A 22,638-nucleotide genomic window follows, 5' to 3' on the forward strand; every position below is an offset into this window, starting at 1 on the left:
TTAAAAAAAGCCAACAGTTAATGAATGTGTTTTTATAGAGAGAAAGGACGAGGAACGAATGTTGTATCAATTTTCAAGAAATGAATTAGCGATAGGAAAAGACGGCGTACAAGCTTTAAAGAACAGTACAGTTGCCGTGTTAGGAATAGGAGGAGTAGGTTCATTTTCAGCCGAAGCTCTTGCTCGGTCAGGTGTGGGAAAATTAGTATTAGTGGACAAAGATGATGTCGATATTACAAATGTAAATCGTCAAATTCATGCACTATTATCTACTGTAGGAAAACCGAAAGTGGAGTTAATGAAAGAACGTATCAAAGATATTAACCCTGACTGTGAAGTTATTGCCTTAAAGATGTTTTATACAGAAGAAACATATGAGGATTTCTTTAGTCATGGATTAGATTTTGTCGTAGATGCTTGTGATACGATTACTTATAAAATTCATGTTATTAAACAATGTTTACAAAGAAATATTGGGATTATTTCGAGTATGGGTGTTGCCAATAAAATGGACCCGACGAGGTTACGAATTGCTGATATCTCAAAAACAAGTTATGACCCAATTGCCAAAGTTGTTCGTACAAAGCTTCGTAAAGAAGGTATTCATAAAGGAGTAAACGTTGTGTTTTCTGACGAGAGCCCAGTGAAAATCCGTGAAGAAATTCGTAAAGAAATTGTTCCTGAAAAGGCTGAAGAAGGACCAATTCGCAAGGCGAAACTGCCGCCATCTTCCAATGCATTTGTACCATCGGTTTCAGGACTCATTATGGCAGGTCATGTTATTACAAAAATTTTAGAACAAAATGAAATTATAATTGAGCGTTAAGGTTGGAAAACTAGGCTTATGTATTTTATGAAGATCACGATATAGTTTTAAATATCGTGATTTTTTGTTGTTTTGAGGTATTTATTTGTGAAAGGTTAGATCCCAATAAATTCAAGTGATTTTTTTAAGAAAATATATTGAATAATTTATGAACATTTCTTATAATGAAAACACTTACATATACACATCTGATGACCTGCAGATAAGATGATAAGGTGAGTTGATAGGTTATCAGAACGTTTGAGGGGAGATTTAGTAGTGAGTTTAGGTTTTTTATCGATTTTAGCACTCATTCCAATTTTAACTGTATTATTATTTTTAGTTATCTTACGATGGCCTGCGAAGAGAGCGATGCCTTTAGCGTTCATTGTAACCGTTTTAATTGCACTGTTTATTTGGGATGTTCCGACTAACCAAGTTGCAGCTGCAAGTACTAGAGGGGTTGTTTCTGCAGTAGAAGTTTTAATTATCGTTTTTGGCGCAATCTTGCTTTTAAATGCTTTAAAAGAAAGTGGTGCGATCCAAACGATTCGTCAAACCTTTACAGATGTGTCGCCTGACCGCCGTGTTCAGGCCATTATTATCTGTTGGTTATTTGGCTCTTTCATAGAAGGAGCTTCTGGTTGGGGAACGCCTGCTGCGATTGCAGCACCTTTATTAGTAGCAATTGGTTTTCCTGCAATGGGTGCCGTAATTGTAGCTTTAATTATCCAGTCTACACCTGTTTCTTTCGGAGCTGTAGGTACACCAATATTAATTGGTGTTAATTCAGGCTTAAGTGAATCAACAATGGTTCAAGAGACAGCTGCAAGTCTTGGTATGACATTTGATGCTTATGTGCGTGCAATTGGCGGGGAAGTGGCCATTATCCATGCCATGGTCGGCTTATTTATACCACTTTTCATGGTAACGATGCTAACTCGTTTCTTTGGTAAGAATAAATCGGTTCTTGAAGGTTTAGCGATTTGGAAATTTGCATTATTCGCAGGTCTGGCATTTACAGTTCCTTATGCCTTAGTTGCTAATTTACTTGGTCCTGAGTTTCCTTCCATGTTTGGTGGATTAATTGGACTTGCTATTGTAATTCCTGCAGCTAAACGAGGGTTCCTTATTCCTAAGAAAACATGGGATTTTGAAGATAAATCAAAGTGGGATCCAGATTGGGTAGGTCAACTGAAAGTATCAACTGAACCTGTTGGGAAGAAGATCTCTCCATTCATGTCATGGTTACCATACGTGATTGTAGGTATCATTCTTGTATTAACAAGAATAAATACGTTACCTTTTGGTGATTGGTTAAAAGCAGTTAAATTCACTGCTTCTGATGTATTTGGAACATCGATTACGTTTTCTAGTACACCGTTACATTTACCAGGAACGATACTAATTTTAGTTTCATTTATTGTGTTCTTCATGCATAAAATGGATGCAAAAGCATATTTACGTGCTGTAAAAGAATCTTTTGGAACCGTTGTAAGTGCGGCACCGGCTTTACTTTTTGCTGTACCAATGGTTCAAGTATTTATCAATTCAGGTGTAAATGCTTCTGGCTATAGCAGTATGCCGCTTGTTTTAGCAGAAACAGTGTCGGTTGCTATTGGAGAAAATTGGCCTGCGGTGGCTCCTTTAATTGGTGCATTAGGGGCATTCGTAGCCGGTAGTAATACAATTAGTAATATGATGTTTTCACTGTTTCAGTTCGGTGTAGCCGACAATATCGGTGTTACCGCTTCAACCATTATTGCGTTGCAAGCTGTTGGTGGTGCTGCAGGTAATATGATTTGTGTGCATAATGTTGTTGCCGCTTCAGCTGCTGCAGGATTGATTGGTAAAGAAGGAAACATTATCCGAAAAACTTTAATACCGACAGCCTTTTACGTATTTTTTGCTGGTGGAATAGGCTTTGTCCTTATTAACGGCATTGGATTTAACTTAGGTACGTTTATGGTATTAATTGTTATTGTAGGTGCGCTTTATGCATTCTATAAAGGAAGTCAGGAAAATCGTAAAATTGAAAAAGATGATGATATGGCAGCTTAATCAAAGCTCCTAAAGAAAAATAAATAAAAGCAAGCTCCACATCAAATGTGGGGCTTGAAATCTTTATTCTTTCCTATTACAGTTATCTATATAAGTTAATCATCTGATGACCAGATCACTATAGAGGAGATGTATCCTATGAAAGTATCATTATTTATAACCTGTCTTGCGGATGTTTTTTATCCAGGCGTTGGTAAAGATACAGTAGAAATCTTAGAAAGACTTAACTGTGAAGTTGTGTTTCCTGACAACCAAACGTGCTGTGGCCAGCCGGCATACAACAGTGGCTATCATAAAGAAGCGAAAGATGTGGCCAAACATATGATTGAAACATTTGCTGCATCTGATTATGTCGTGTCACCGTCAGGGTCTTGCGTTTCGATGATCCACGAATATCCACATCTTTTTAAAGATGATGAAGCGTGGAAGGCAAAAGCGGAAGCGTTAGTTGCTAAAACGTTTGAACTAACTCAATTTATTGTTGATGTCTTAAAAATTGAGGATGTTGGAGCATCGCTGCCAACAAAAGCGACGTACCATACATCATGCCATATGACTCGTTTATTAGGTGTGAAAGATGCACCGATGAAATTATTAGAAAATGTCGAAGGTCTTGAGTTTGCAAGTTTACCAAATAAAGAAACGTGCTGTGGTTTTGGTGGTACGTTCTCGGTTAAAATGGTTCCCATTTCAGAACAGATGGTTAATGAAAAGATCGAACGTATTGAAGAAACAGAAGCAGAAGTGCTAGTTGGAGCTGACTGTGGCTGCTTAATGAATATTGGCGGTAGAATTGAACGACAAGGAAAGCCGATTAAAGTAATGCATATCGCGCAAGTATTGAACAGTAAAAAATAACGAACAAGTAAGGCGGTGATACAAATGACGATGAAAATAAGTGATGAGAAGTTTTTTGACCGAGTGGATAAAGGGTTAAAAAATGAATTTATGAGAAATGCAATGGTTTCCGCTCAGGAACGCTTAAAGAATAAGAAACTAGAAGCGCAAGAAGAGCTAGGAAACTGGGAAGAGTGGAGAGATTTAGCGGAAGAGATTCGCCAGCATACGTTAGAAAACCTAGATTACTATTTAGAGCAGTTAACTGAAAACGTAGTAAAACGCGGGGGGCAAGTCTTTTTTGCACAAACAGCAGAAGAAGCCAATGAATATATCACAAATATAGCAAAGCAAAAAAATGCGAAAAAAGTCATTAAATCTAAATCGATGGTGACTGAAGAAATTAGTATGAATGAAGCGCTAGAAAAAGCAGGCTGTGAAGTGATTGAGTCGGATCTAGGGGAATATATTCTGCAAATTGATGATCATGATCCGCCGTCACACATTGTTGCTCCTGCACTGCATAAAAACAAAGAGCAAATTCGTGATACGTTCTCTGAAAAACGAGGTTATGACAAATCGTCCAAACCGGAGGAACTAGCACTATTTGCAAGAGAACAACTACGAAATGAATTTTTAGAAGCGGATATCGGTGTGACGGGCTGTAACTTTGCTGTTGCTGAATCAGGGGCAATTTCACTTGTTACTAATGAGGGAAATGCTCGTCTGTCCACTACACTTCCAAAGACACAAATTACAGTAATGGGTATGGAACGAATTGTACCGACTTGGGAAGAGCTTGATATTTTAGTAAGTATGTTATGCCGTAGTGCTGTTGGTCAAAAGTTAACGAGTTACATTACAGGATTAACAGGACCAAAAGATGAAGGTGACGTTGATGGACCTGAAGAGTTTCATCTTGTCATTGTCGATAATGGACGTTCGAATATTTTAGGAACAGAATTCCAAGCCGCACTTCAATGTATTCGATGTGCAGCCTGTATTAACGTTTGTCCCATTTATCGTCATATCGGCGGGCATTCTTATGGTTCTATTTATCCGGGACCAATTGGAGCGGTTCTATCTCCACTGCTTGGCGGGTATGAAGATTATAAAGAACTTCCTTATGCTTCGAGTTTGTGTGCAGCATGTACGGAAGCATGTCCGGTAAAAATTCCATTACATGACCTACTCGTCAAACATCGTCGCAATATTGTTGAAGAACAAGGAAAAGGTGGCTTTGGTGAGAAGTTAGCTATGAAAGGCTTCGCAGTGGCAGCTAGTTCACCAAAGTTATACAGCATGGGTTCAAAAATGGCACCAACGATGATGGGGCCATTTGCAAAAGAGGGGAAAGTGACGAAAGGTCCAGGCCCTATTAAGCCATGGACAGATATTCGTGATTTCCCAGAGCCGAGTAAAGAAAGTTTCCGTAACTGGTTTAAGGATCGTGAAAAGGGGGAGAACAACTAATGGCTAACGGTACAGTACACAACAAAGAAAAGTTTTTAAATCAAGTAGCAAAAAGTCTTGGTCGAAGCCGACAAACGGGTCCCGTCTCACGTCCGAATTGGAAACATCAACCCCAATGGGATGTTTTTAAAGATCTAACACAAGATGAACTTCTTGATGTGTTAAAAGAACAATGTACTCGTATACACACTCAGGTCGCTCTAGCAACAACAGAAACATTAACTGATGTACTATCAGAGGTTGTTAATGGCTTTCAAGCAAAGTCAATTGTGAGCTGGGCAGACCCTCGTTTAGAAGAGTATGGAGTTGATCAGTATTATAAGCAAGCGGATGCCAAAGGAATAGATGTTCATATTTGGGATACGAATGCAGGAGAAGAGAATATAAGAATTGCTGAGAAGGCAGATATCGGTCTAACGTTTGCTGATTTAACGCTAGCAGAATCAGGTACAGTTGTTTTATTGAGTGATAATGGGAAAGGCAGATCTGTAAGTCTTCTACCGAAGTACTATGTAGCCCTTATACCAAAAAGTACGATTGTTCCAAGAATGACACAGGCAACAAGCTATATTCATAAGCTTCAAGAAGAAACAGGTAAAGTGCCTTCTTGTGTCAATTTCATATCAGGTCCAAGTAATAGTGCAGATATAGAAATGAACTTAGTTGTAGGTGTTCACGGTCCTATTAAAGCAACGTATATTATAATAGAAGATAAATAGAGGATGTTCAAAAAGTCCGGGGAAAATCTGTCAGTAGAAGACCTTCGACTAAGAACCCCACGTCCTGTGGGAATGTCGAAGTCACCACATCCTGTGGAAGCTCGTCAGCTTGCTCCTTCACTTCTCACGTATTAACCCATACGTTCCGGTGTTCGGAGACTACGCTTCCTTGATTTTCTCGGCTCTTTTTGTTCTCCTTTTTGAAACGTATAAATAGATAAGAAAAAAGCAACAGAAAGTATATTCTGTTGCTTTTATTTTGCGACTTTTTCTAGATTACCGTTCTTATCCATGCGGAATGTAGCGTTAGATAAAGGCTCCTCTTCTTGTAAAATAGCCATACGTCTTGCGCGATTCATAATTTGAATAAGTGATTGATAGTCGTCTTCAATTGTTTGATGTTCTTCCTGAATTGTCTTTAATTCAGCTTCAAGCTCTTTGTTTTGAGTTAATAGCTCAAGGTTTTCTTTTAATAGCTTTTCATTCTCTTTTTTCAATTGATCTGCTGGAAGTTGATTTGAAGTTAGAGAACGAAGGTATGAAATAACCGTTTCGATATCTAAACCTTCTAAGTTTAAAGGTTGTGCTGTATTCATAACAGGATAATATAAAGAAGCGTTTCTTACAGGTCGGCGATTCGTTGCGAATGCAGCTGCTCTCTTGCGTTCCTTACGTTCTTTTTTAGCTTCTCTAATTTGATCTACATACTTTTGGCGTACAACTGCGTTCCAACGAAATCCACAAGCTGCAGAAGTTCGGTGTAATTCGTCTCCTACTTCATCAAATGCAACTAATTGAGTACTTCCTTCTCGAATGTGGCGTAATACGGTTTCTGCTAAAAGAACATCATCTTCATGTGACCAAGCATCTTGGCGTACTTTCATAATACCATCTCCTTATCTTTCTTAATTTACAAGTAAATTCATATTTTAGTTAAATTTACTAATAATATTTCCAACAAATCTAGGATTTATACATTCGATATGAAAATACTAGTATTGGTTATTAACGAAGAGGTTCATCAATCAGACGAAATACAGTCCTTCCGTTTGCAAACTAGAACGGTGTAGTATATATAATAGAACTATTAATATTTGGGACTATTACTAAAAAGCCAATGGACTTGGTCCAATTAAGGTGTCCAAAAGAAAAATGGATTGACTATTAAAATAAGAATAGATAAATATTCAAGAGACTACTAGATTTGTTTTAAGGAATGTATTATTGGAGTTGATATTTAGTGGAAAATTACTTTACGGAACCACTTGCCTTTCGAATGCGACCCGCTGCATTAGATGAAATTGTTGGTCAAAAGCATATCGTTGGCGAAGGAAGATTACTGCAACGTATGATAAAATCCAATCGATTATCGTCTATCATTTTATACGGGCCACCAGGTACAGGGAAAACAACCATTGCAAATGTAATCGCACAGCTAACTTCATTGCCTTATCATGAAATAAATGCTGTTTCATCAGGAAAAAAAGAGATGGAAGCAGTTGTTCAAGAAGCGAAGTTACTTGGAAAGTCCATCTTATTTGTTGATGAGGTTCATCGCTTTAATAAAAGTCAACAAGACTTTTTACTTCCATATATGGAAAGTGGATTGATTATTCTTATAGGAGCAACGACAGAAAATCCACATTTCGAAATTAATAATGCGATTAAATCCCGTTGTACTGTACTGGAGTTAACCCACCCACAGCCTGATGAGATTAAAGAAGTGTTACAGCGAGCCTTGGATAATGAACGAAAAGGCTTTGGGAAACTCAATATTGAATTAGAAGAGGGTGTTCTTGATGAGCTGGCTCTCCATTGTGGTGGAGATATCCGCTTGGCACTTAATGGTTTAGAAATCGCAGTATTGTCAACCGATCCAAATGAAGATGACCGAATTTTAATTACTTTAAGTATCATCAAAGAGTGCTTACAAAAGAAAAGTTTACATTATGATAAAAAGGGAGATCACTTTTATAACATCATAAGTGCCTTTCAAAAAAGCATGAGGGGATCCGATGTGGATGGTGCACTTCATTATTTAGCTCGTTTAATAGAAGCAGGCGATTTGGATGTAATCTGCCGCAGACTGCTCGTAACCGCATGGGAGGACGTTGGTCTAGCGAACAGCCATGTTCCACAAATGGTATTGTCAGCCATTCAGTCGGCAGAACGTTTAGGCTTGCCTGAAGCAAGGATTCCACTATCTGTTGCTGTGACAGAGTTATGCCTCTCACCAAAATCAAATAGTGCTTATAAGGCATTAGATCACGCATTAAACGATGTTCGATCCGCCAATATTGGAGAAGTACCTGATCATTTAAAAGATGCACATTATAGAGGAGCAAAGGAATTGGGCAGGGGAGTCGATTATAAATACCCGCACGACTTTGGAGGCTGGGTAAAGCAGCAATACTTGCCTGATCATTTAAAAGACAAGAAGTACTATAAACCAAAAGAAAGTGGGCAAGAAAAAAGACTGGCGCAATTCCATAATCGAATTCAAGAATTGAAAAAGAGTTAGATCTGTTTCAATGCAAATAAAATCCAATTCGTGCTATAATGGGCAAAGAATTTAAAGTTTGAGAAGAGCATAGAGAGAAGGAATACAACATGGGAATAGAGGAGCATAGTGATTGGAGAAGAAAGAAACTAGGCCTACGTTGGGGAATTTTTATGATAGGTTTAGTGATCATGTCTTTTGGAATTGCCTTAATGATAACAGCTGATCTAGGAAGTGCTCCTTGGGATGTACTTCATATCGGCCTAACCTTACAATTAGGGTTAACCATCGGTACGTGGTCAATTATTATGGGATTTGTTATTATTGGAGTTACGACCTTGTTGACAAAAGAATGGCCTCAAGTAGGTGCGTTTGTTAATATGGTCCTAGTTGGAGTTTTTATTGATATTTTTTTATTTATATTAAGTACGCCAAGTTCATTTATTGGTAAACTCATTATGCTGGTAAGTGGAATTATTATTATTGGTTATGGAATTGGCCTTTACATTGCGCCAAAATGTGGAGCCGGTCCTAGAGATAGCCTTATGTTAGCAATAACGGAAAAGACAAAACTCAAAGTACAATGGGTTCGAAGTGCAATGGAAATTGTAGTTCTTACAACGGGATGGTTATTAGGGGGACCTGTTTTTATTGGGACTTTAATTTTTTGTTTTGGAATTGGAAGTGTAGTTGGCATTACTTTGCCACAATGTCAACGACTAGTGGATCGATTGATAGAAAGAGGGGTAAATAATGAAGATATCAACAAAGGGACGTTACGGGTTAACCATCATGATGGCATTAGCAAAGAAATACGGTGAAGGACCGATTTCATTAAAATCAATTGCAAAGGATCACGATCTGTCTGAGCATTACTTAGAGCAATTAATTGCGCCATTACGAAATGCGATGCTTGTTAAAAGTGTAAGAGGAGCATATGGCGGCTACATGCTTGCCAAAGAACCAGTTGAAATTACAGCTGGAGATATCATTCGTGTTCTTGAGGGACCGATTAGTCCAGTTGAAGTGCTCGAAGATGAAGAGCCAGCAAAACGCGATTTATGGATAAAAATCCGCGATGCGGTTAAAGATGTATTAGATAATACTACACTTCAAGATTTAGCCGAATATGAGGATAAAGGAAACCAAGAATATTACATGTTCTACATATAATTCCTTTTTAACTTTTGATAAAAATGTGATATTTCAACAAATAGAGAATAACACATAGTGAACGATAAAGTAGGTGTGGAAATTGAAACCGATATATTTAGACCATGCAGCGACTTCACCTCTACATCCGAAAGCATTAGAAGCGATGATGCCCTATTTCAGCGAGCATTTTGGTAACCCTTCAAGTATTCATAGCTTTGGTCGTAGAACGAGGCATGCATTAGATGAAGCCAGATTAGCGTTAGCTCAAACGATAGGGGCTCATCCAGATGAATTAATCTTTACAAGCGGTGGAACGGAAGCCGATAATATGGCAATCATTGGCTATGCAGTGAAAAATAAAGCCAAGGGTAATCATATTATCACAACAGTCATTGAGCATCATGCTGTTCTACATACGTGTAAGGCATTAGAAGAACAAGGATTTGAGGTCACTTATTTACCTGTAGATGATCAAGGCAAGGTGTCGTTAACGGAATTAAAAAATCATGTCCGTAAAGAAACCATCTTCGTTTCTATCATGTACGGAAATAATGAAGTAGGGGTAGTTCAACCCATTGCAGAGATTGGTGCGTTCTTGAAGGAACAGGGCATTGCGTTTCATACCGATGCCGTCCAAGCTTATGGGACCATCCCGTTAGATGTTGAGGAGTTGTCGGTACAGTTTCTATCCGTTTCTGCCCATAAAATTAACGGACCAAAAGGAACTGGTTTTTTATATGCAAAAAAGGGCTATGATCTAAAGCCTCAATTGTTCGGTGGGGAACAAGAGAGAAAACGCAGGGCTGGGACAGAAAACGTAGCCAGCATCGTCGGCTTTGCAGAAGCTGCAAAAATAGCAATGGAAGACGTGCAAGAAAAGAGGCAGCGCTATTTTCAATTTCGTGAGCAGATGATTGGTATTTTTCGCGAAGAGGGGCTAGACTTTTCTGTTAATGGGCATGTTTCCGATGTCCTTGCGCATGTTTTAAATATCAGTTTTAAAGGTGTGAATGTAGAGTCACTGCTTGTTAATTTGGATCTAGCAGGGATAGCGGTTTCTAGCGGATCAGCATGTACAGCCGGATCCTTTGAGCCATCGCATGTTCTTTCGGCGATGTTTAAAGATGATGAAAAAGCAAAATCGTCAGTGAGATTTAGCTTCGGATATGGAAATACTATAGAGGATATAGAGAAAGCAGCTAAGGAAACAGCAAAAATAGTAAAGAGAATTACAGCACTATAGATGGCTGTTACAGCCTTAGCTTTGTAGGTGGTGAGTAGTATGAACAGACAACTAGATAAAAAGCCAGAAGATACTCGTGTCGTTGTTGGAATGAGTGGAGGAGTAGATTCGTCCGTTACTGCACTCGTATTAAAAGAGCAAGGCTATGATGTAATCGGCATTTTTATGAAAAACTGGGACGATACAGATGAGAACGGAGTTTGTACCGCGACAGAAGATTATAATGATGTAATTAAAGTATGTAACCAAATTGGTATTCCGTACTATGCCGTTAATTTTGAAAAGCAATACTGGGATAAAGTGTTTACTTACTTCTTAGATGAGTATCGGGCAGGGAGAACACCAAATCCAGATGTCATGTGTAACAAAGAAATAAAATTCAAGGCCTTTTTACAACATGCACTTACACTAGGTGCGGATTACGTAGCAACCGGCCACTATGCGCGTGTTGATTTTCACGATGGAGAGCACCGTTTAATTCGTGGCTTAGATAACAATAAAGATCAAACGTACTTCTTAAATGCATTAAGTCAAGAACAACTCTCCAAGGCGATGTTCCCAATTGGACATATCGAGAAAAAAGAAGTCCGCGAAATTGCAGAACGAGCAAACTTAGCAACAGCTAAAAAGAAGGACAGTACGGGCATTTGTTTTATTGGTGAACGTAACTTTAAAGAGTTTCTAAGCTCCTATTTACCAGCTCAGCCTGGTGAAATGCAGACGCTAGATGGAGAAGTCAAAGGAAAACATGATGGCCTCATGTATTACACATTGGGACAGCGCCAAGGATTAGGAATTGGCGGTGCTGGAGAGCCTTGGTTTGTAATCGGAAAAAATATCGAAAAAAACATATTATATGTTGGACAAGGGTACCACCATCCAGGACTTTATTCATTAGGATTATACGGCGTCCATTTGAATTGGATTAGTCCTAATCCGCCAACGGAGCCATTTAAATGTACAGCAAAATTCAGATACCGTCAGCCAGATCAAGGAGTTACCGTCATTCCGCTCCCGGACAACAACGTAAAAGTCATTTTTGATGAACCACAACGAGCAGTTACACCTGGTCAAGCTGTCGTTTTTTACGATGGAGATGTATGTCTAGGCGGCGGTACAATAGATGTCATTTTGACAGAAGAGGGAGAACTTTAATCTAAGTTCTCCTTTTGTGTTTGGGTGACAGTCACAATTCTTTGATATACTAAATTAGTACAACCACATATTAAGTAAAAAGATAAGGATGGGAAAATAATGAGCGATTACATACAACAAGGATTGCAAGCAATGCAAGAAAGAGATTATGAAAAAGCAGCTTCTTACTTTAATCAAGCAATTGAAGCTAATCCAAATGATCCAGTAGGATTTATTAATTTTGGAAACTTACTAGCGATCGTTGGTGAGCTGGAAAAAGCGATCGTATTTTTTGAAAGAGCAATTTCCATAGATGCTTCTACAGCAACTGCTTATTATGGTGCAGGAAATGCCTTCTATCAATTGGAGAAATTTGATGAGGCGATTAAGATGTTTAACCAAGCGATCGAAAATGAGCTTAAAGAGGGTGATGTTTATTTTATGATTGGGATGAGTCACTATCAATTAGGGCAATTAAATCATGCACTCGTTCATTTTCAAACGGTAACGGAAATGAACCCTGACGATATTGATGCTCGTTTTCAATATGGCCTTTGCCTTGCGCAACTTGATCAAATAGATGAAGCGTTGAAACAATTTAAAGAAGTCGTAGCACAAGAGGAAAATCACGCCGATGCCTTCTTTAACATCGGTGTAGCCTATGCGTATAAAAATGAACTAGAAAAAGCGTTAGAAGCGTTTAATCAAGCAATTGAAATTCAACCAGACCATCTCCTTGCTGGAAACGGGAAAAAGAAAATGGAGGAACTGCTAACGCAATAGGAGGCAGATAAAATGGAGAACCGAGGAAGTCAAGAAGACCAAGCTCCTTATATAAAAGGAGAGGTCACTCACGTTATTTTCCATAACGAAGAAAACTTTTATACAGTAGCTGCCGTAAAAGTTCTAGACACAACAGAGCAGCTAGATGATCCACAAGTTACAGTTGTAGGAACACTGCCCAAAGTAGAACCAGAAGATACTTACGTCTTTTTTGGAAGGCTTCATGACCATCCAAAGTTTGGGTTGCAGTATGTGGTCGAGCAATTTCGTCGGGATATTCCGCAAACGGCTCAAGGGATTATTCACTATTTATCAAGTGATCGATTTCCAGGTATCGGAAAGAAAACTGCCGAGTCCATTGTTAAAAGCTTAGGAGAACGTGTGATCACTTTAATTCTTGAAGATCCGTCCGTACTCGAAAATGTTCCGAAATTAACTGAAGAGAAACGTAAACTAATATACGATCAATTAGTGGAACACCAAGGAATTGAACAAGTCATTTTATTTTTATCAAAATATGGGTTTGGAATTGAACTTGCGGTTAAAATTTATCAGGTGTATAAACAACAAACACTCGATGTCATTCAAAATAATCCATATCAATTGATCCAAGATGTGGAAGGTATCGGCTTTAAAAGAGCAGACCTGCTCGGTGAAGCGATTGGAATTTCAGGTAATCATCCCGATCGTATTCAGGCTGGGTGTATTTATTGTTTAAATGAATTAAGTAATCAACATGGACATGTTTTTCTAGGTAAAACTGAAATTGTTCAAGAAGTCATCAACTTATTATCGACGTCTCCTAATCCGATTTCAGCTGAAGAAGTAGAAAGTGCTTTAACGATGATGAATGAAGAAGGAAAGGTCGTCATTGAAGAAGAGCGCATTTACTTAAAAACATTATTTTTTGCTGAAAAAGGGTTAGTGACGAATATTAAACGTCTCGTTAATCGTGAAGAGCCTTTGACGTTTGTTCAATCAGAATTTTTAACGGCACTTGGTGAATTAGAGGAAACTTTGAAAATGGAGTACGCGGAATCACAGAAAAGAGGAATTGAAACCGCCCTTTCTTCACCCATCATGATCTTAACAGGTGGTCCTGGTACTGGAAAGACAACGGTTATTAAAGGAATTGTTGAAATTTATGCTAAGCTTCATGGCGTTTCACTTGAACCTAGTGATTATAAGGACGGAAATCCATTTCCAGTTCTCCTCGTAGCGCCTACCGGAAGAGCAGCTAAACGTATGGGTGAAGCGACAAACCTTCCTTCGTTAACGATCCATCGCTTATTAGGGTGGAAAGGCGGAAATGGTGGATTTGAAAAAAATGAACATGAACAATTAGAGGGAAATTTACTTATTGTCGATGAGGTATCAATGGTTGATATATGGTTGGCTAATCAATTGTTCAAATCGATCCCTGATCATATGCAAGTGATTTTAGTTGGTGACCAAGATCAGCTTCCATCAGTTGGCCCGGGACAAGTGTTAAGCGATTTATTACGATCACAGGCGATACCCATTGTTGAGCTAACGGATATTTACCGACAAGAAGAAGGATCGTCGATTATCAAGCTTGCTCATGAAATTAAAAATGGAGCTTTACCAGAAGACTTGAAAGAAGCTAAAGATGACCGTCGCTTTTTTCCATGTCATCAAAATCAAGTGATGCAAGTGATCGAAAAAGTGTACCTTAATGCAGTAAAAAAAGGATATGCACCGAAGGATATCCAAGTACTAGCCCCGATGTACAGAGGAAATGCAGGAATTGAACGACTGAACCTTCACTTGCAAAACCTGGTCAACCCACCTGTCGAGGGGCGAAGAGAAATCGAATTTGGAGACGTGGTGTATCGAAAAGGCGATGTTGTCCTTCAGCTCATGAACAACCCCGATGAGCAAGTGTTTAATGGAGACCGTGGTGAAATTGTAGCGATTATCTATGCAAAGGAAAATGTAGAAAAAGTCGATCAAATCGTTATTTCTTTTGAAGGAATTGAGGTCGTTTACAATAAAAAAGATTTAAGCCAAATTACACACGCGTATTGCTCATCGATTCATAAGGCTCAAGGTAGTGAATTCCCAATCGTTATTATGCCTGTCGTTAAAGGATATTTTCGCATGCTCAGACGTAACCTAATCTACACGGGAGTGACAAGAGCTAAGCAATTTTTAATCTTATGTGGTGAACAAGAGGCCCTTTTCCAAGCGATTGAGCAAAAAGACGAACACATTAGAAATTCTATGCTTTGTGATAAGCTAAAGGATGCATTGGTAACATGAAACTAGGATGAACACAAAGTAAAACGTAGAAACTATAACTGTTCGAGAGGAGGAGGTTCCTTTGCGAACATTTTCAAGCATTTGTGGTCAGTCCCTTTTTTGTGCTAAAACAGGAGAAGAACTTGGAACTGTGAATGATTTGTTGTTAAACGATAACGGAGTGGTGACCGGTATTGTTGTAGATAAGAAAGGGTGGTTTAATCGTCACCTATTTGTTCCGATTGATGCAATTACGGGGTTTGGTCATGACAGCCTAATGATTCAAGATTTAAAGGATGCTACGATCTATCATAAAAACAAGGCGGAGCATCACTTAAAGCAAGGGAAGGAAAAACTGGCCGGAAGACCGTTACTGACTAGTGAAGGTGAGAAACTTGGGTTGGTAGAGGATGTATATTTTATGGAAGAATTGGGCACGATTGTAGGGTATGAAGTAACAGAAGGTTTAATTGCTGATATTAAGGAAGGACGTAAAGTAGTGAAGACAGAGCATCCTTTAACGATCGGCAAGGATATCCTAGTTATTCAATTATAAAAAAGAGGAGACCCTATGATGCAATGTCCAAACTGTAATTGTAAAGATATCGGAAAAATAGGAACAAATCAGTATTATTGTTGGAATTGCTTTGTTGAAATGACGATTACCAAAGGAAAATTGTCACTCCATCAAGTGGAAGAAGACGGTTCACTCAGTTCCTTAGACGACCTATTTGAAGACCATGATTTACAAATAGAAATGTAATTCCAATCTGGTGGTGATTAAGGATGCGTAATCTATTGTTGGCAATTGGTTTAGGCGCGGCGGCATACTCAATGAGAGATCGCCGTAATCGAAAACGAATGATGCAATGGGTACAGCCACTTAGAAACCTCGATATTCAAAATATCGTACCAGATCAAAATGACTTACAAAAAATGAGAAAACGAATGTTGAAAAACTTTGCTTAAAACCTTTACAGAGGTCGATACATCCATTTGTATCGGTCTCTTTTTATTTTTGCAGGGATAACAGTATTTACTACTTGAAGGTCAGGTATCTGAAAATGCAGGAGGATGTAAAACGGGAGGTTGTCACAGTTTGGCAAATAAATAACTCGATTCGGACAATAAAATTAGGAAACGGACAATAAAAAAACAAATCGGACAATAAAATGAAAATATGGACAATAAATAATCCAAAACGGACAATAAATACATTAATCCAATCAACCAAGGTAAACGACTTAACAAAAAATAGTTAAGTCCCAATGTAACACTTAAAATTATGCATGAGTAGCTTTTCCAATCACCAGACCCACATGCTTTTCTTCATAGTTTTTGCGTAATTGTGCAGTATATAACTATGGAGGAATTTATATGGAACATACAAAAGGGATCAAGTGGATTATTCGTTTATCTATTACAATTTTAGTATTGTTATGTATATACTTTTTTTTACAAGTGTCTCCACTCTGGTTACCGGTCTTAGAAGTATTATCAAGAGTGGCCATTCCTTTATTAATTGCAGGTATTATTACTTATTTATTACATCCTATTATTGAAAATGCTCATGCTTATGGACTTCCTCGCCCTGTTGCCGTTTTAATCATTTATTTACTATTTTTTGGGGGAATCGCTTATTTAATTGCTGCTGCTTTCCCTTATGTAGTTGAACAGCTCAGGGAGTTTGTAGAAAATCTTCCTTATATTATTCAGCAAATTCAACAGTGGAGTAATCTATTTGAAAGACAGATCAATGCTTTACCAGAAGGAATGCAAGCACAATTAGCGGATTGGATGACTGGCTTAGAGGCACAGGCTGAGTCATTAGGAGAACGCATAATAGACACACTAGGATCGATTATTGGTTCCTTCATTTACTTTATCGTTATCCCGTTTTTAGTCTTTTATTTACTAAAGGATTATCAATTGATTGAAAAAGTTGCTTGGTACGTTACACCGAAAAAGTGGAGAAAAGAAGGCGTTGCATTTATCCGTGATGTCGATCATTCCTTAGGAAACTATATTCGCGGACAAATTCTTGTATCTATGTGTGTCGGCCTCATAGCGATGATCGGGTTATGGATTATTGGTGTTCCATATCCGATTATACTGGGGTTATTTATTGGCATGACTGATATTATTCCATACTTCGGTGCATTTCTTGGGGCATTTCCAGCTGTTATTGTAGCCGGACTTCATTCTTGGCAAATGCTTATTTTTACAGTGCTACTGATCTTTATCCTCCAACAAATAGAGGGAAATATTTTATCGCCCGTTATTGTGGGGAAGTCTGTACATTTACACCCTATCTTAATTATGATTGCTCTTCTCATTGGAGTAGAAACAGCTGGCATACTCGGTCTCGTTTTAGCTGTCCCTGTTTTATCGGTTGTTAAAGTAGTGTTGCTCCACTTGCGAACAAATTTACTCAATCATTGACAACTGATGAGACGATTTCTATAATAAATATTGAAATCAAAATATAATGAACACGTTGAAGGAACAAGTATGTTACAGCCCGTTTGTTAGAGAGGTATTTCCTAGGCTGAGAGAAATACTAAACGAAGAGTAACAGAAAGCTACTCCCGAGTGTAGAAAAACCTACCGTTAGCTGCGTTAAAGCATATCGAGTGATGGACTATTGTGTCCATAACTAGGGTGGTACCGCGTGAATATAACTCTCGTCCCTTATTTTGGGGAGGAGAGTTTTTTTATTTGTTTCACGGCAGTCAAAGTCCATCTGTCGAGTTGGAGGCGTTTTTCGTTTTTTGATAGTCTAGCGCCAGTGCCAGCGTCTAGCGACTTTGCTTAAGATTAGCTTTCATCGATTTGTGTTGAATTGGATGAATGAATTTGCATCTTTGGTAAGTTTAGCGGACACACAGGCCCTTATTTCAGTAGAAAACTCTTTTTTATTTGTTTAGAGGACTCAGAAGCCCTTATTTACTACAAATCATTATGTTTGTTAATGATTTCATGCTAATAGAGGCCTCTCAGTCCGCCAAAAACAAAAATAAGGTGTTTTACCCTCGAATAAGGTCCTCTCAGTCCGCTAAATTGAGACCGAAGTATAATTCATCGTCAATGACCTTAATCATTGACTAAAAATCAAGGCTGAGCAGCGGGCTACTGTCCATACGTCGCTAAACGGACTTTTCGTGATATAGCTTCTAGACGCCATTGGCTCGAGGTCGCTTCGGTCCATCAAACGTTCCCAAAAAGCCAGCCACTAAATAACTGGCCATTCAGCGCATGTCAACGATAACTATCTGTCGACCACTTTTAGGATTATTTTTTACTTTTTTTGGTTACGATGAATAACGAGAATTAAGGAGGAATACATAGTGAAGAAGTTAACTTCTGCTCAAGTACGTCAAATGTATTTAGATTTCTTTAAGGAGAAAGGTCATGATGTGGAACCGAGTGCATCCTTAGTACCAGTCGAGGACCCGTCACTGCTTTGGATTAATAGTGGTGTAGCTACATTGAAAAAATATTTCGATGGACGCGTTATCCCGGAAAACCCTAGAATCACAAATGCACAAAAATCGATCCGAACAAACGATATCGAGAATGTCGGAAAAACAGCCCGCCATCACACGTTCTTTGAAATGTTAGGGAACTTTTCGATCGGTGACTATTTTAAAGAAGAAGCAATTGACTTTGCATGGGAATTTTTAACGAGTGAAAAGTGGATTGGGTTTGATCCTGAACTCTTATCGGTAACAGTTCATCCCGAAGACGAGGAAGCTTATAACTTCTGGAAAGAAAAAATCGGAATTCCAGAAGAAAGAATTATTCGTCTTGAAGGGAACTTCTGGGACATCGGGGAAGGTCCGAGTGGTCCAAATACGGAAATTTTCTATGATCGAGGGCCAAAGTATGGAAATGATGAAAACGATCCAGAACTCTACCCTGGTGGAGAAAATGATCGTTATTTAGAAGTGTGGAACTTAGTATTTTCACAGTTTAACCACAATCCAGATGGTACATATACACCGCTTCCTAAAAAGAACATTGATACAGGCGCAGGGTTAGAACGACTAGTTTCAGTCATTCAAGATGTTGAAACTAACTTTGATACGGACCTATTCATTCCGATTATACGTGCAACGGAAGAAATTTCAGGTGTGAAGTATGGTCAAGACAAGGAAACGGATGTTTCTTTTAAAGTCATTGCAGACCACATTCGTACGGTTACGTTTGCAGTTGGTGATGGTGCACTTCCATCGAATGAAGGACGCGGCTATGTTCTTCGTCGTCTTTTACGACGTGCTGTTCGTTATGCAAAACTAATTCAAATTGAAAAGCCATTCATGTATGACCTCGTTCCAATTGTCGGAGAGATTATGGTGGACTTCTACCCAGAAGTGAAAGAAAAAACCGACTTTATTCAAAAAGTCATTAAAAATGAGGAAGAGCGCTTTCATGAAACACTTCATGAAGGTTTAACGATTCTTTCTAAAGTCATTGCTGAGGCTGAGAATAAAGGTGAAACGACGATTTCTGGTAAAGACGTGTTCCGTTTATATGATACGTATGGCTTCCCGGTGGATCTTACGGAAGAATATGTAGAGGAAAAAGGTCTAGTTATAGATCGTGAAGGCTTTGAGCGAGAGATGGAAGGTCAAAGAGAACGTGCACGTGCGGCTCGACAAGAAGGCGATTCGATGCAAGTTCAAGACCGCGTCTTGGGTGAATTAAAAACGGAAAGTACATTTGTCGGGTATGAGCAACTTTCAGCAGAAGCTACTGTTGAAGCCATTATTAAGGATAAAGAGTTAACCGATTTTGCAGGAACATCGCCTGATACCATTCAAGTAATACTTGATGTCACACCTTTTTATGCGGAAAGCGGCGGTCAGGTTGCCGATAAAGGTGTCCTAACAGGTGATGGATTTGTCGCACATGTTGAAGACGTACAAAAAGCACCAAATGGTCAAAACCTTCATTTTGTTAAAGTAGTAGAAGGGACATTGAAAAAAGGTGCAAAAGTAGAAGCTGTTGTTTTAGAAACGAACCGTAATGGAATTGTGAAAAACCATACAGCAACACATCTATTACATCGTGCATTAAAAGATGTACTAGGAGAACATGTAAACCAAGCAGGTTCATTAGTTTCTGAAGAGCGATTACGTTTTGACTTCTCACACTTCGGTCAAGTGACAAGTGAAGAATTAACAAAGATCGAAGAAATCGTTAATGAAAAGATTTGGAATGCAATCTCGGTAAATATCATGAGTAAAAACATTGAAGAAGCTAAAGCAATGGGCGCAATGGCTTTATTCGGTGAAAAGTATGGGAATGTCGTTCGTGTCGTTCAAGTAGGCGATTACAGTATTGAGCTTTGTGGTGGTTGTCATGTCCAAAACACAGCTGAAATTGGACTGTTTAAAGTAATTTCTGAGTCTGGTATCGGGGCTGGTGTTAGACGTATTGAGGGTGTAACCGGTCAAGGCGCGTATGAATTTATGAATGGACAACTCGATTTATTACGCGATGCGGCCGACTTGTTAAAAGCGAAAAACCTGAAAGATGTTCCACAACGTGTACAAACGATGCAGCAACAAATCCGTGACCTTCAGCGAGAGAATGAGTCGCTAAGTGCTAAATTAGGAAATATGGAAGCAGGTAACCTTATTAACGAAGTTACCGAAATTGCTGGAACTAAAGCACTAATTAAACAAGTTCAGGCAACAGACATGGATAATTTACGAGGAATTATGGATACACTGAAAGATAAAATTACGTCAGGGGTTATCGTACTAGGAGCTGCAAGCGGCGGGAAAGTAAACATCGTTGCTGGTGTTTCGAAAGACCTTGTTGAAAAAGGTTTCCATGCTGGAAAACTAGTGAAGGAAGTTGCTACAAGATGCGGCGGCGGTGGCGGTGGCCGTCCTGATATGGCTCAGGCAGGTGGTAAAGATCCTGAAAAGCTAGAAAGTGCTTTAAATTATGTGGAAGAATATATTAAATCAATTTCCTAAAAAGGAAAATTTAGTGTACAATGAAATCAAACTACTGTGGGTATGAAAACTCACAGAAATAGGCAGTATAGAAAGAGGTGTTTGTGATGGGCTCAATGGACAATACGATGAAATTTAATATTCAAGAAGATACGGTTGATGTCGATGTCCGCGAAGTGCTGCTAACGGTTTATGAAGCCCTTGAGGAGAAAGGTTACCACCCCATTAATCAAATTGTAGGATATCTTTTATCGGGGGACCCTGCTTACATTCCTAGACACAAGGATGCAAGAACAATTATCCGGAAGTTAGAGCGTGACGAATTAATTGAGGAGCTAGTTAAGTCTTATTTATCACAGCACCAAAAGGAGAAATAATGAGAATTTTAGGCTTAGATGTAGGCACTAAAACAATTGGAATTGCTGTTAGTGATGAATTAGGATGGACTGCTCAAGGAATTGAGACGTTTAGACGAAAAGAGGATGACCCGACAGCGGATGTTAATTATATTGTTAATCTTGCCAATGAGTATAAAGTTGGGAGCATCGTTGTCGGACTACCTAAAAATATGAATGGAACGATTGGACCAAGCGGTGAAGCATGCCAACAATTCGCAGCAAGTATAAAAGAACATTTGGAATGCCCTGTCATCTTATGGGACGAGCGTTTAACGACGGTTGCAGCGGAACGCATGTTAATTTCTGCTGATGTTAGCCGTAAAAAGAGAAAACAAGTTATTGATAAGATGGCGGCAGTTATCATATTGCAAGGCTATTTAGACAGTAAATCAAATTGATGAAGAGGTGTAGTATGACACAAGAAGAAAGAGAACGTATCATTATCCCTGATGAAAATGGGGACGAGCATTTATTCGAAGAGCTATTCAAATTTACAGTAGATGAAACAGGTAAGAACTATATTCTACTCGTACCAGTAGGAGATAGTGAAGAAGATTTAGAAGATGACATGCAAGAAGTCATTGCCTTTCAATACGAGGACAAAGAAGGCGACGATGGAAGCGACCTCGCTTTAATGCCTATAGAAACGGATGAAGAATGGGCAATGGTTGAGGAAATGCTAAATACATTCGTTGAAGAACAAGACGACGAAGAAGAATAATCAAATTTGAAACAGAGCCAAATGGCTCTGTTTTTTTTTGTGTGGTGTGCTGCTTCCTATAATCCTCGGAGTATCCTTTATGATTTCTAGGATGAAGTCTGATATAAGAGGGAACGGTGGAAAACGCGAATCGATCAGCGCACCAAATTGAAGCCTGGAAAAAATGAAAAGCCAGAAAAGCGGTAGTCAAAGAGCGGTTTGAAGCCCGAAAAAAGAGAAAAGCCAGAAAACCGGGGGTCAAAGAGCGGATTGAAGCCTGAAAAAAGAGAAAAGCCGAAAAAGCGGGGGGCAAACAGCGGTTTGAAGCCCGAAAAAAGAGAGAAGCCAGAAAACCGGGGGTCAAAGAGCGGATTGAAGCTCGAAAAAAGAGAAATACCGAAAAAGCGGTCGTCAGAAGTGGGATAAATCACGAAAAACATAGACGGCGATGGGCATCTAAACATAATACCCTAAACAGAATTAGAGTAGTAAGGACCGCAGTGGAAACGACTCCATTACCACCTTGATTCGCATCTGGAAATAAAATCTGTCTTTTTTACACGAATAATGAAATGTTTTGTAGTATAATGGTAATCGTG

The 22,638-nt window shown here is 38.9% G+C and carries 22 protein-coding genes and 1 other annotated feature; of the genes, 20 read left to right on the plus strand and 2 right to left on the minus strand.

The genetic code is table 11. The annotated features are described in order from the left end of the window. The first annotated feature begins 58 nt into the window (after positions 1-58). The 5 genes from AC2VNP_RS15330 to AC2VNP_RS15350 all read left to right on the plus strand — a co-directional run bounded on the left by AC2VNP_RS15330 (position 59) and on the right by AC2VNP_RS15350 (position 5,895). Positions 59-826: a tRNA threonylcarbamoyladenosine dehydratase gene (locus AC2VNP_RS15330; protein WP_486918165.1), complete on the plus strand. Its 768-nt coding sequence runs from the start codon at positions 59-61 to the stop codon at positions 824-826. A gap of 258 nt (positions 827-1,084) precedes the next feature. Beyond that, entirely contained in the window at positions 1,085-2,866 is a 1,782-nt protein-coding gene (locus AC2VNP_RS15335) for an L-lactate permease (RefSeq protein ID WP_486918166.1), read from the plus strand. A 138-nt stretch (positions 2,867-3,004) separates the two neighbouring features. Beyond that, positions 3,005-3,724: a (Fe-S)-binding protein gene (locus tag AC2VNP_RS15340; protein ID WP_486918167.1), complete on the plus strand. Its 720-nt coding sequence runs from the start codon at positions 3,005-3,007 to the stop codon at positions 3,722-3,724. Between the two features lie 24 nt (positions 3,725-3,748). Next, positions 3,749-5,176: a LutB/LldF family L-lactate oxidation iron-sulfur protein gene (locus AC2VNP_RS15345; RefSeq protein ID WP_486918168.1), complete on the plus strand. Its 1,428-nt coding sequence runs from the start codon at positions 3,749-3,751 to the stop codon at positions 5,174-5,176. Further along, on the plus strand, positions 5,176-5,895 hold the full coding sequence (locus tag AC2VNP_RS15350) for a LutC/YkgG family protein (protein WP_486918169.1): 720 nt from the start codon (positions 5,176-5,178) through the stop codon (positions 5,893-5,895). The genes AC2VNP_RS15345 and AC2VNP_RS15350 overlap by 1 nt, the downstream gene beginning before the upstream one ends. A gap of 254 nt (positions 5,896-6,149) precedes the next feature. Here AC2VNP_RS15350 and AC2VNP_RS15355 read toward each other — a convergent pair whose 3' ends face one another. Beyond that, positions 6,150-6,779 carry an RsfA family transcriptional regulator gene (locus AC2VNP_RS15355; protein WP_486918170.1) on the minus strand — a complete coding sequence of 210 codons (630 nt, stop codon included), beginning with the start codon at positions 6,777-6,779 and terminating at the stop codon, positions 6,150-6,152. Positions 6,780-7,171: 392 nt separating this feature from the next. Here AC2VNP_RS15355 and AC2VNP_RS15360 point away from each other — a divergent pair, with 392 nt between their 5' ends. From AC2VNP_RS15360 to AC2VNP_RS15430, 15 genes are all read left to right on the plus strand, one after another. Continuing rightward, the gene (locus AC2VNP_RS15360; protein WP_486918228.1) at positions 7,172-8,416 is read left to right on the plus strand and encodes a replication-associated recombination protein A; all 1,245 of its coding nucleotides are present in this window, start codon (positions 7,172-7,174) and stop codon (positions 8,414-8,416) included. Between the two features lie 89 nt (positions 8,417-8,505). Then, entirely contained in the window at positions 8,506-9,216 is a 711-nt protein-coding gene (locus AC2VNP_RS15365; RefSeq protein WP_486918171.1) for a YczE/YyaS/YitT family protein, read from the plus strand. Then, the gene (gene cymR, locus AC2VNP_RS15370) at positions 9,149-9,568 is read left to right on the plus strand and encodes a cysteine metabolism transcriptional regulator CymR (protein WP_275118350.1); all 420 of its coding nucleotides are present in this window, start codon (positions 9,149-9,151) and stop codon (positions 9,566-9,568) included. Before AC2VNP_RS15365 ends, cymR begins: the two co-directional genes overlap by 68 nt. A gap of 82 nt (positions 9,569-9,650) precedes the next feature. Next, positions 9,651-10,793 (plus strand): cysteine desulfurase family protein, encoded by a 1,143-nt coding sequence (locus AC2VNP_RS15375; protein ID WP_486918172.1) that lies wholly within the window; start codon positions 9,651-9,653, stop codon positions 10,791-10,793. Positions 10,794-10,832: 39 nt separating this feature from the next. Beyond that, complete coding sequence (gene mnmA / locus AC2VNP_RS15380) at positions 10,833-11,948, plus strand: tRNA 2-thiouridine(34) synthase MnmA (protein WP_486918173.1); 1,116 nt, start codon at positions 10,833-10,835, stop codon at positions 11,946-11,948. Positions 11,949-12,047: 99 nt separating this feature from the next. Further along, a complete protein-coding gene (locus AC2VNP_RS15385) occupies positions 12,048-12,710 on the plus strand; it encodes a tetratricopeptide repeat protein (protein WP_486918174.1) in 663 nt (220 codons plus the stop codon). A 12-nt stretch (positions 12,711-12,722) separates the two neighbouring features. Continuing rightward, a complete protein-coding gene (recD2, locus tag AC2VNP_RS15390; RefSeq protein ID WP_486918175.1) occupies positions 12,723-14,993 on the plus strand; it encodes an SF1B family DNA helicase RecD2 in 2,271 nt (756 codons plus the stop codon). A gap of 61 nt (positions 14,994-15,054) precedes the next feature. Then, positions 15,055-15,528 (plus strand): PRC-barrel domain-containing protein, encoded by a 474-nt coding sequence (locus tag AC2VNP_RS15395; protein ID WP_486918176.1) that lies wholly within the window; start codon positions 15,055-15,057, stop codon positions 15,526-15,528. An 18-nt stretch (positions 15,529-15,546) separates the two neighbouring features. Next, positions 15,547-15,735, plus strand: coding sequence for a hypothetical protein (locus tag AC2VNP_RS15400; RefSeq protein ID WP_216829090.1), 189 nt, complete (start codon positions 15,547-15,549; stop codon positions 15,733-15,735). 23 nt (positions 15,736-15,758) lie between these two features. Next, positions 15,759-15,941, plus strand: coding sequence for a DUF3918 family protein (locus AC2VNP_RS15405; protein ID WP_486918177.1), 183 nt, complete (start codon positions 15,759-15,761; stop codon positions 15,939-15,941). A 408-nt stretch (positions 15,942-16,349) separates the two neighbouring features. After that, positions 16,350-17,414 (plus strand): AI-2E family transporter, encoded by a 1,065-nt coding sequence (locus AC2VNP_RS15410; RefSeq protein WP_486918178.1) that lies wholly within the window; start codon positions 16,350-16,352, stop codon positions 17,412-17,414. A gap of 46 nt (positions 17,415-17,460) precedes the next feature. After that, positions 17,461-17,667, plus strand: a binding site (T-box leader). 652 nt (positions 17,668-18,319) lie between these two features. Further along, on the plus strand, positions 18,320-20,962 hold the full coding sequence (alaS, locus tag AC2VNP_RS15415; protein WP_486918179.1) for an alanine--tRNA ligase: 2,643 nt from the start codon (positions 18,320-18,322) through the stop codon (positions 20,960-20,962). A gap of 86 nt (positions 20,963-21,048) precedes the next feature. Further along, positions 21,049-21,318 (plus strand): IreB family regulatory phosphoprotein, encoded by a 270-nt coding sequence (locus AC2VNP_RS15420; RefSeq protein WP_209122861.1) that lies wholly within the window; start codon positions 21,049-21,051, stop codon positions 21,316-21,318. Continuing rightward, positions 21,318-21,737: a Holliday junction resolvase RuvX gene (gene ruvX / locus AC2VNP_RS15425; protein WP_486918180.1), complete on the plus strand. Its 420-nt coding sequence runs from the start codon at positions 21,318-21,320 to the stop codon at positions 21,735-21,737. Before AC2VNP_RS15420 ends, ruvX begins: the two co-directional genes overlap by 1 nt. A 14-nt stretch (positions 21,738-21,751) precedes the next feature. After that, positions 21,752-22,060, plus strand: a complete 309-nt coding sequence (locus AC2VNP_RS15430; RefSeq protein WP_486918181.1) for a DUF1292 domain-containing protein — start codon at positions 21,752-21,754, stop codon at positions 22,058-22,060. A gap of 134 nt (positions 22,061-22,194) precedes the next feature. Here the strand turns inward: AC2VNP_RS15430 and AC2VNP_RS15435 are convergent, their stop codons facing one another. After that, positions 22,195-22,479: a hypothetical protein gene (locus AC2VNP_RS15435; protein WP_486918182.1), complete on the minus strand. Its 285-nt coding sequence runs from the start codon at positions 22,477-22,479 to the stop codon at positions 22,195-22,197. Positions 22,480-22,638 lie beyond the last annotated feature (159 nt).

Source organism: Alkalihalobacterium sp. TH-98 (genome assembly GCF_057473385.1).

Bases quoted from the DNA above. Each gene is read 5' to 3' on its own strand.
- AC2VNP_RS15330 (WP_486918165.1), top strand. From the start codon at position 59: ATGTTGTATCAATTTTCAAGAAATGAATTAGCGATAGGAAAAGACGGC.
- AC2VNP_RS15340 (WP_486918167.1), top strand. From the start codon at position 3,005: ATGAAAGTATCATTATTTATAACCTGTCTTGCGGATGTTTTTTATCCA.
- AC2VNP_RS15345 (WP_486918168.1), top strand. From the start codon at position 3,749: ATGACGATGAAAATAAGTGATGAGAAGTTTTTTGACCGAGTGGATAAA.
- AC2VNP_RS15350 (WP_486918169.1), top strand. From the start codon at position 5,176: ATGGCTAACGGTACAGTACACAACAAAGAAAAGTTTTTAAATCAAGTA.
- AC2VNP_RS15355 (WP_486918170.1), bottom strand. From the start codon at position 6,779: ATGAAAGTACGCCAAGATGCTTGGTCACATGAAGATGATGTTCTTTTA.
- AC2VNP_RS15360 (WP_486918228.1), top strand. From the start codon at position 7,172: ATGCGACCCGCTGCATTAGATGAAATTGTTGGTCAAAAGCATATCGTT.
- AC2VNP_RS15365 (WP_486918171.1), top strand. From the start codon at position 8,506: ATGGGAATAGAGGAGCATAGTGATTGGAGAAGAAAGAAACTAGGCCTA.
- cymR (WP_275118350.1), top strand. From the start codon at position 9,149: ATGAAGATATCAACAAAGGGACGTTACGGGTTAACCATCATGATGGCA.
- mnmA (WP_486918173.1), top strand. From the start codon at position 10,833: ATGAACAGACAACTAGATAAAAAGCCAGAAGATACTCGTGTCGTTGTT.
- AC2VNP_RS15385 (WP_486918174.1), top strand. From the start codon at position 12,048: ATGAGCGATTACATACAACAAGGATTGCAAGCAATGCAAGAAAGAGAT.
- recD2 (WP_486918175.1), top strand. From the start codon at position 12,723: ATGGAGAACCGAGGAAGTCAAGAAGACCAAGCTCCTTATATAAAAGGA.
- AC2VNP_RS15400 (WP_216829090.1), top strand. From the start codon at position 15,547: ATGCAATGTCCAAACTGTAATTGTAAAGATATCGGAAAAATAGGAACA.
- AC2VNP_RS15405 (WP_486918177.1), top strand. From the start codon at position 15,759: ATGCGTAATCTATTGTTGGCAATTGGTTTAGGCGCGGCGGCATACTCA.
- AC2VNP_RS15410 (WP_486918178.1), top strand. From the start codon at position 16,350: ATGGAACATACAAAAGGGATCAAGTGGATTATTCGTTTATCTATTACA.
- AC2VNP_RS15420 (WP_209122861.1), top strand. From the start codon at position 21,049: ATGGGCTCAATGGACAATACGATGAAATTTAATATTCAAGAAGATACG.
- ruvX (WP_486918180.1), top strand. From the start codon at position 21,318: ATGAGAATTTTAGGCTTAGATGTAGGCACTAAAACAATTGGAATTGCT.
- AC2VNP_RS15430 (WP_486918181.1), top strand. From the start codon at position 21,752: ATGACACAAGAAGAAAGAGAACGTATCATTATCCCTGATGAAAATGGG.
- AC2VNP_RS15435 (WP_486918182.1), bottom strand. From the start codon at position 22,479: ATGTTTTTCGTGATTTATCCCACTTCTGACGACCGCTTTTTCGGTATT.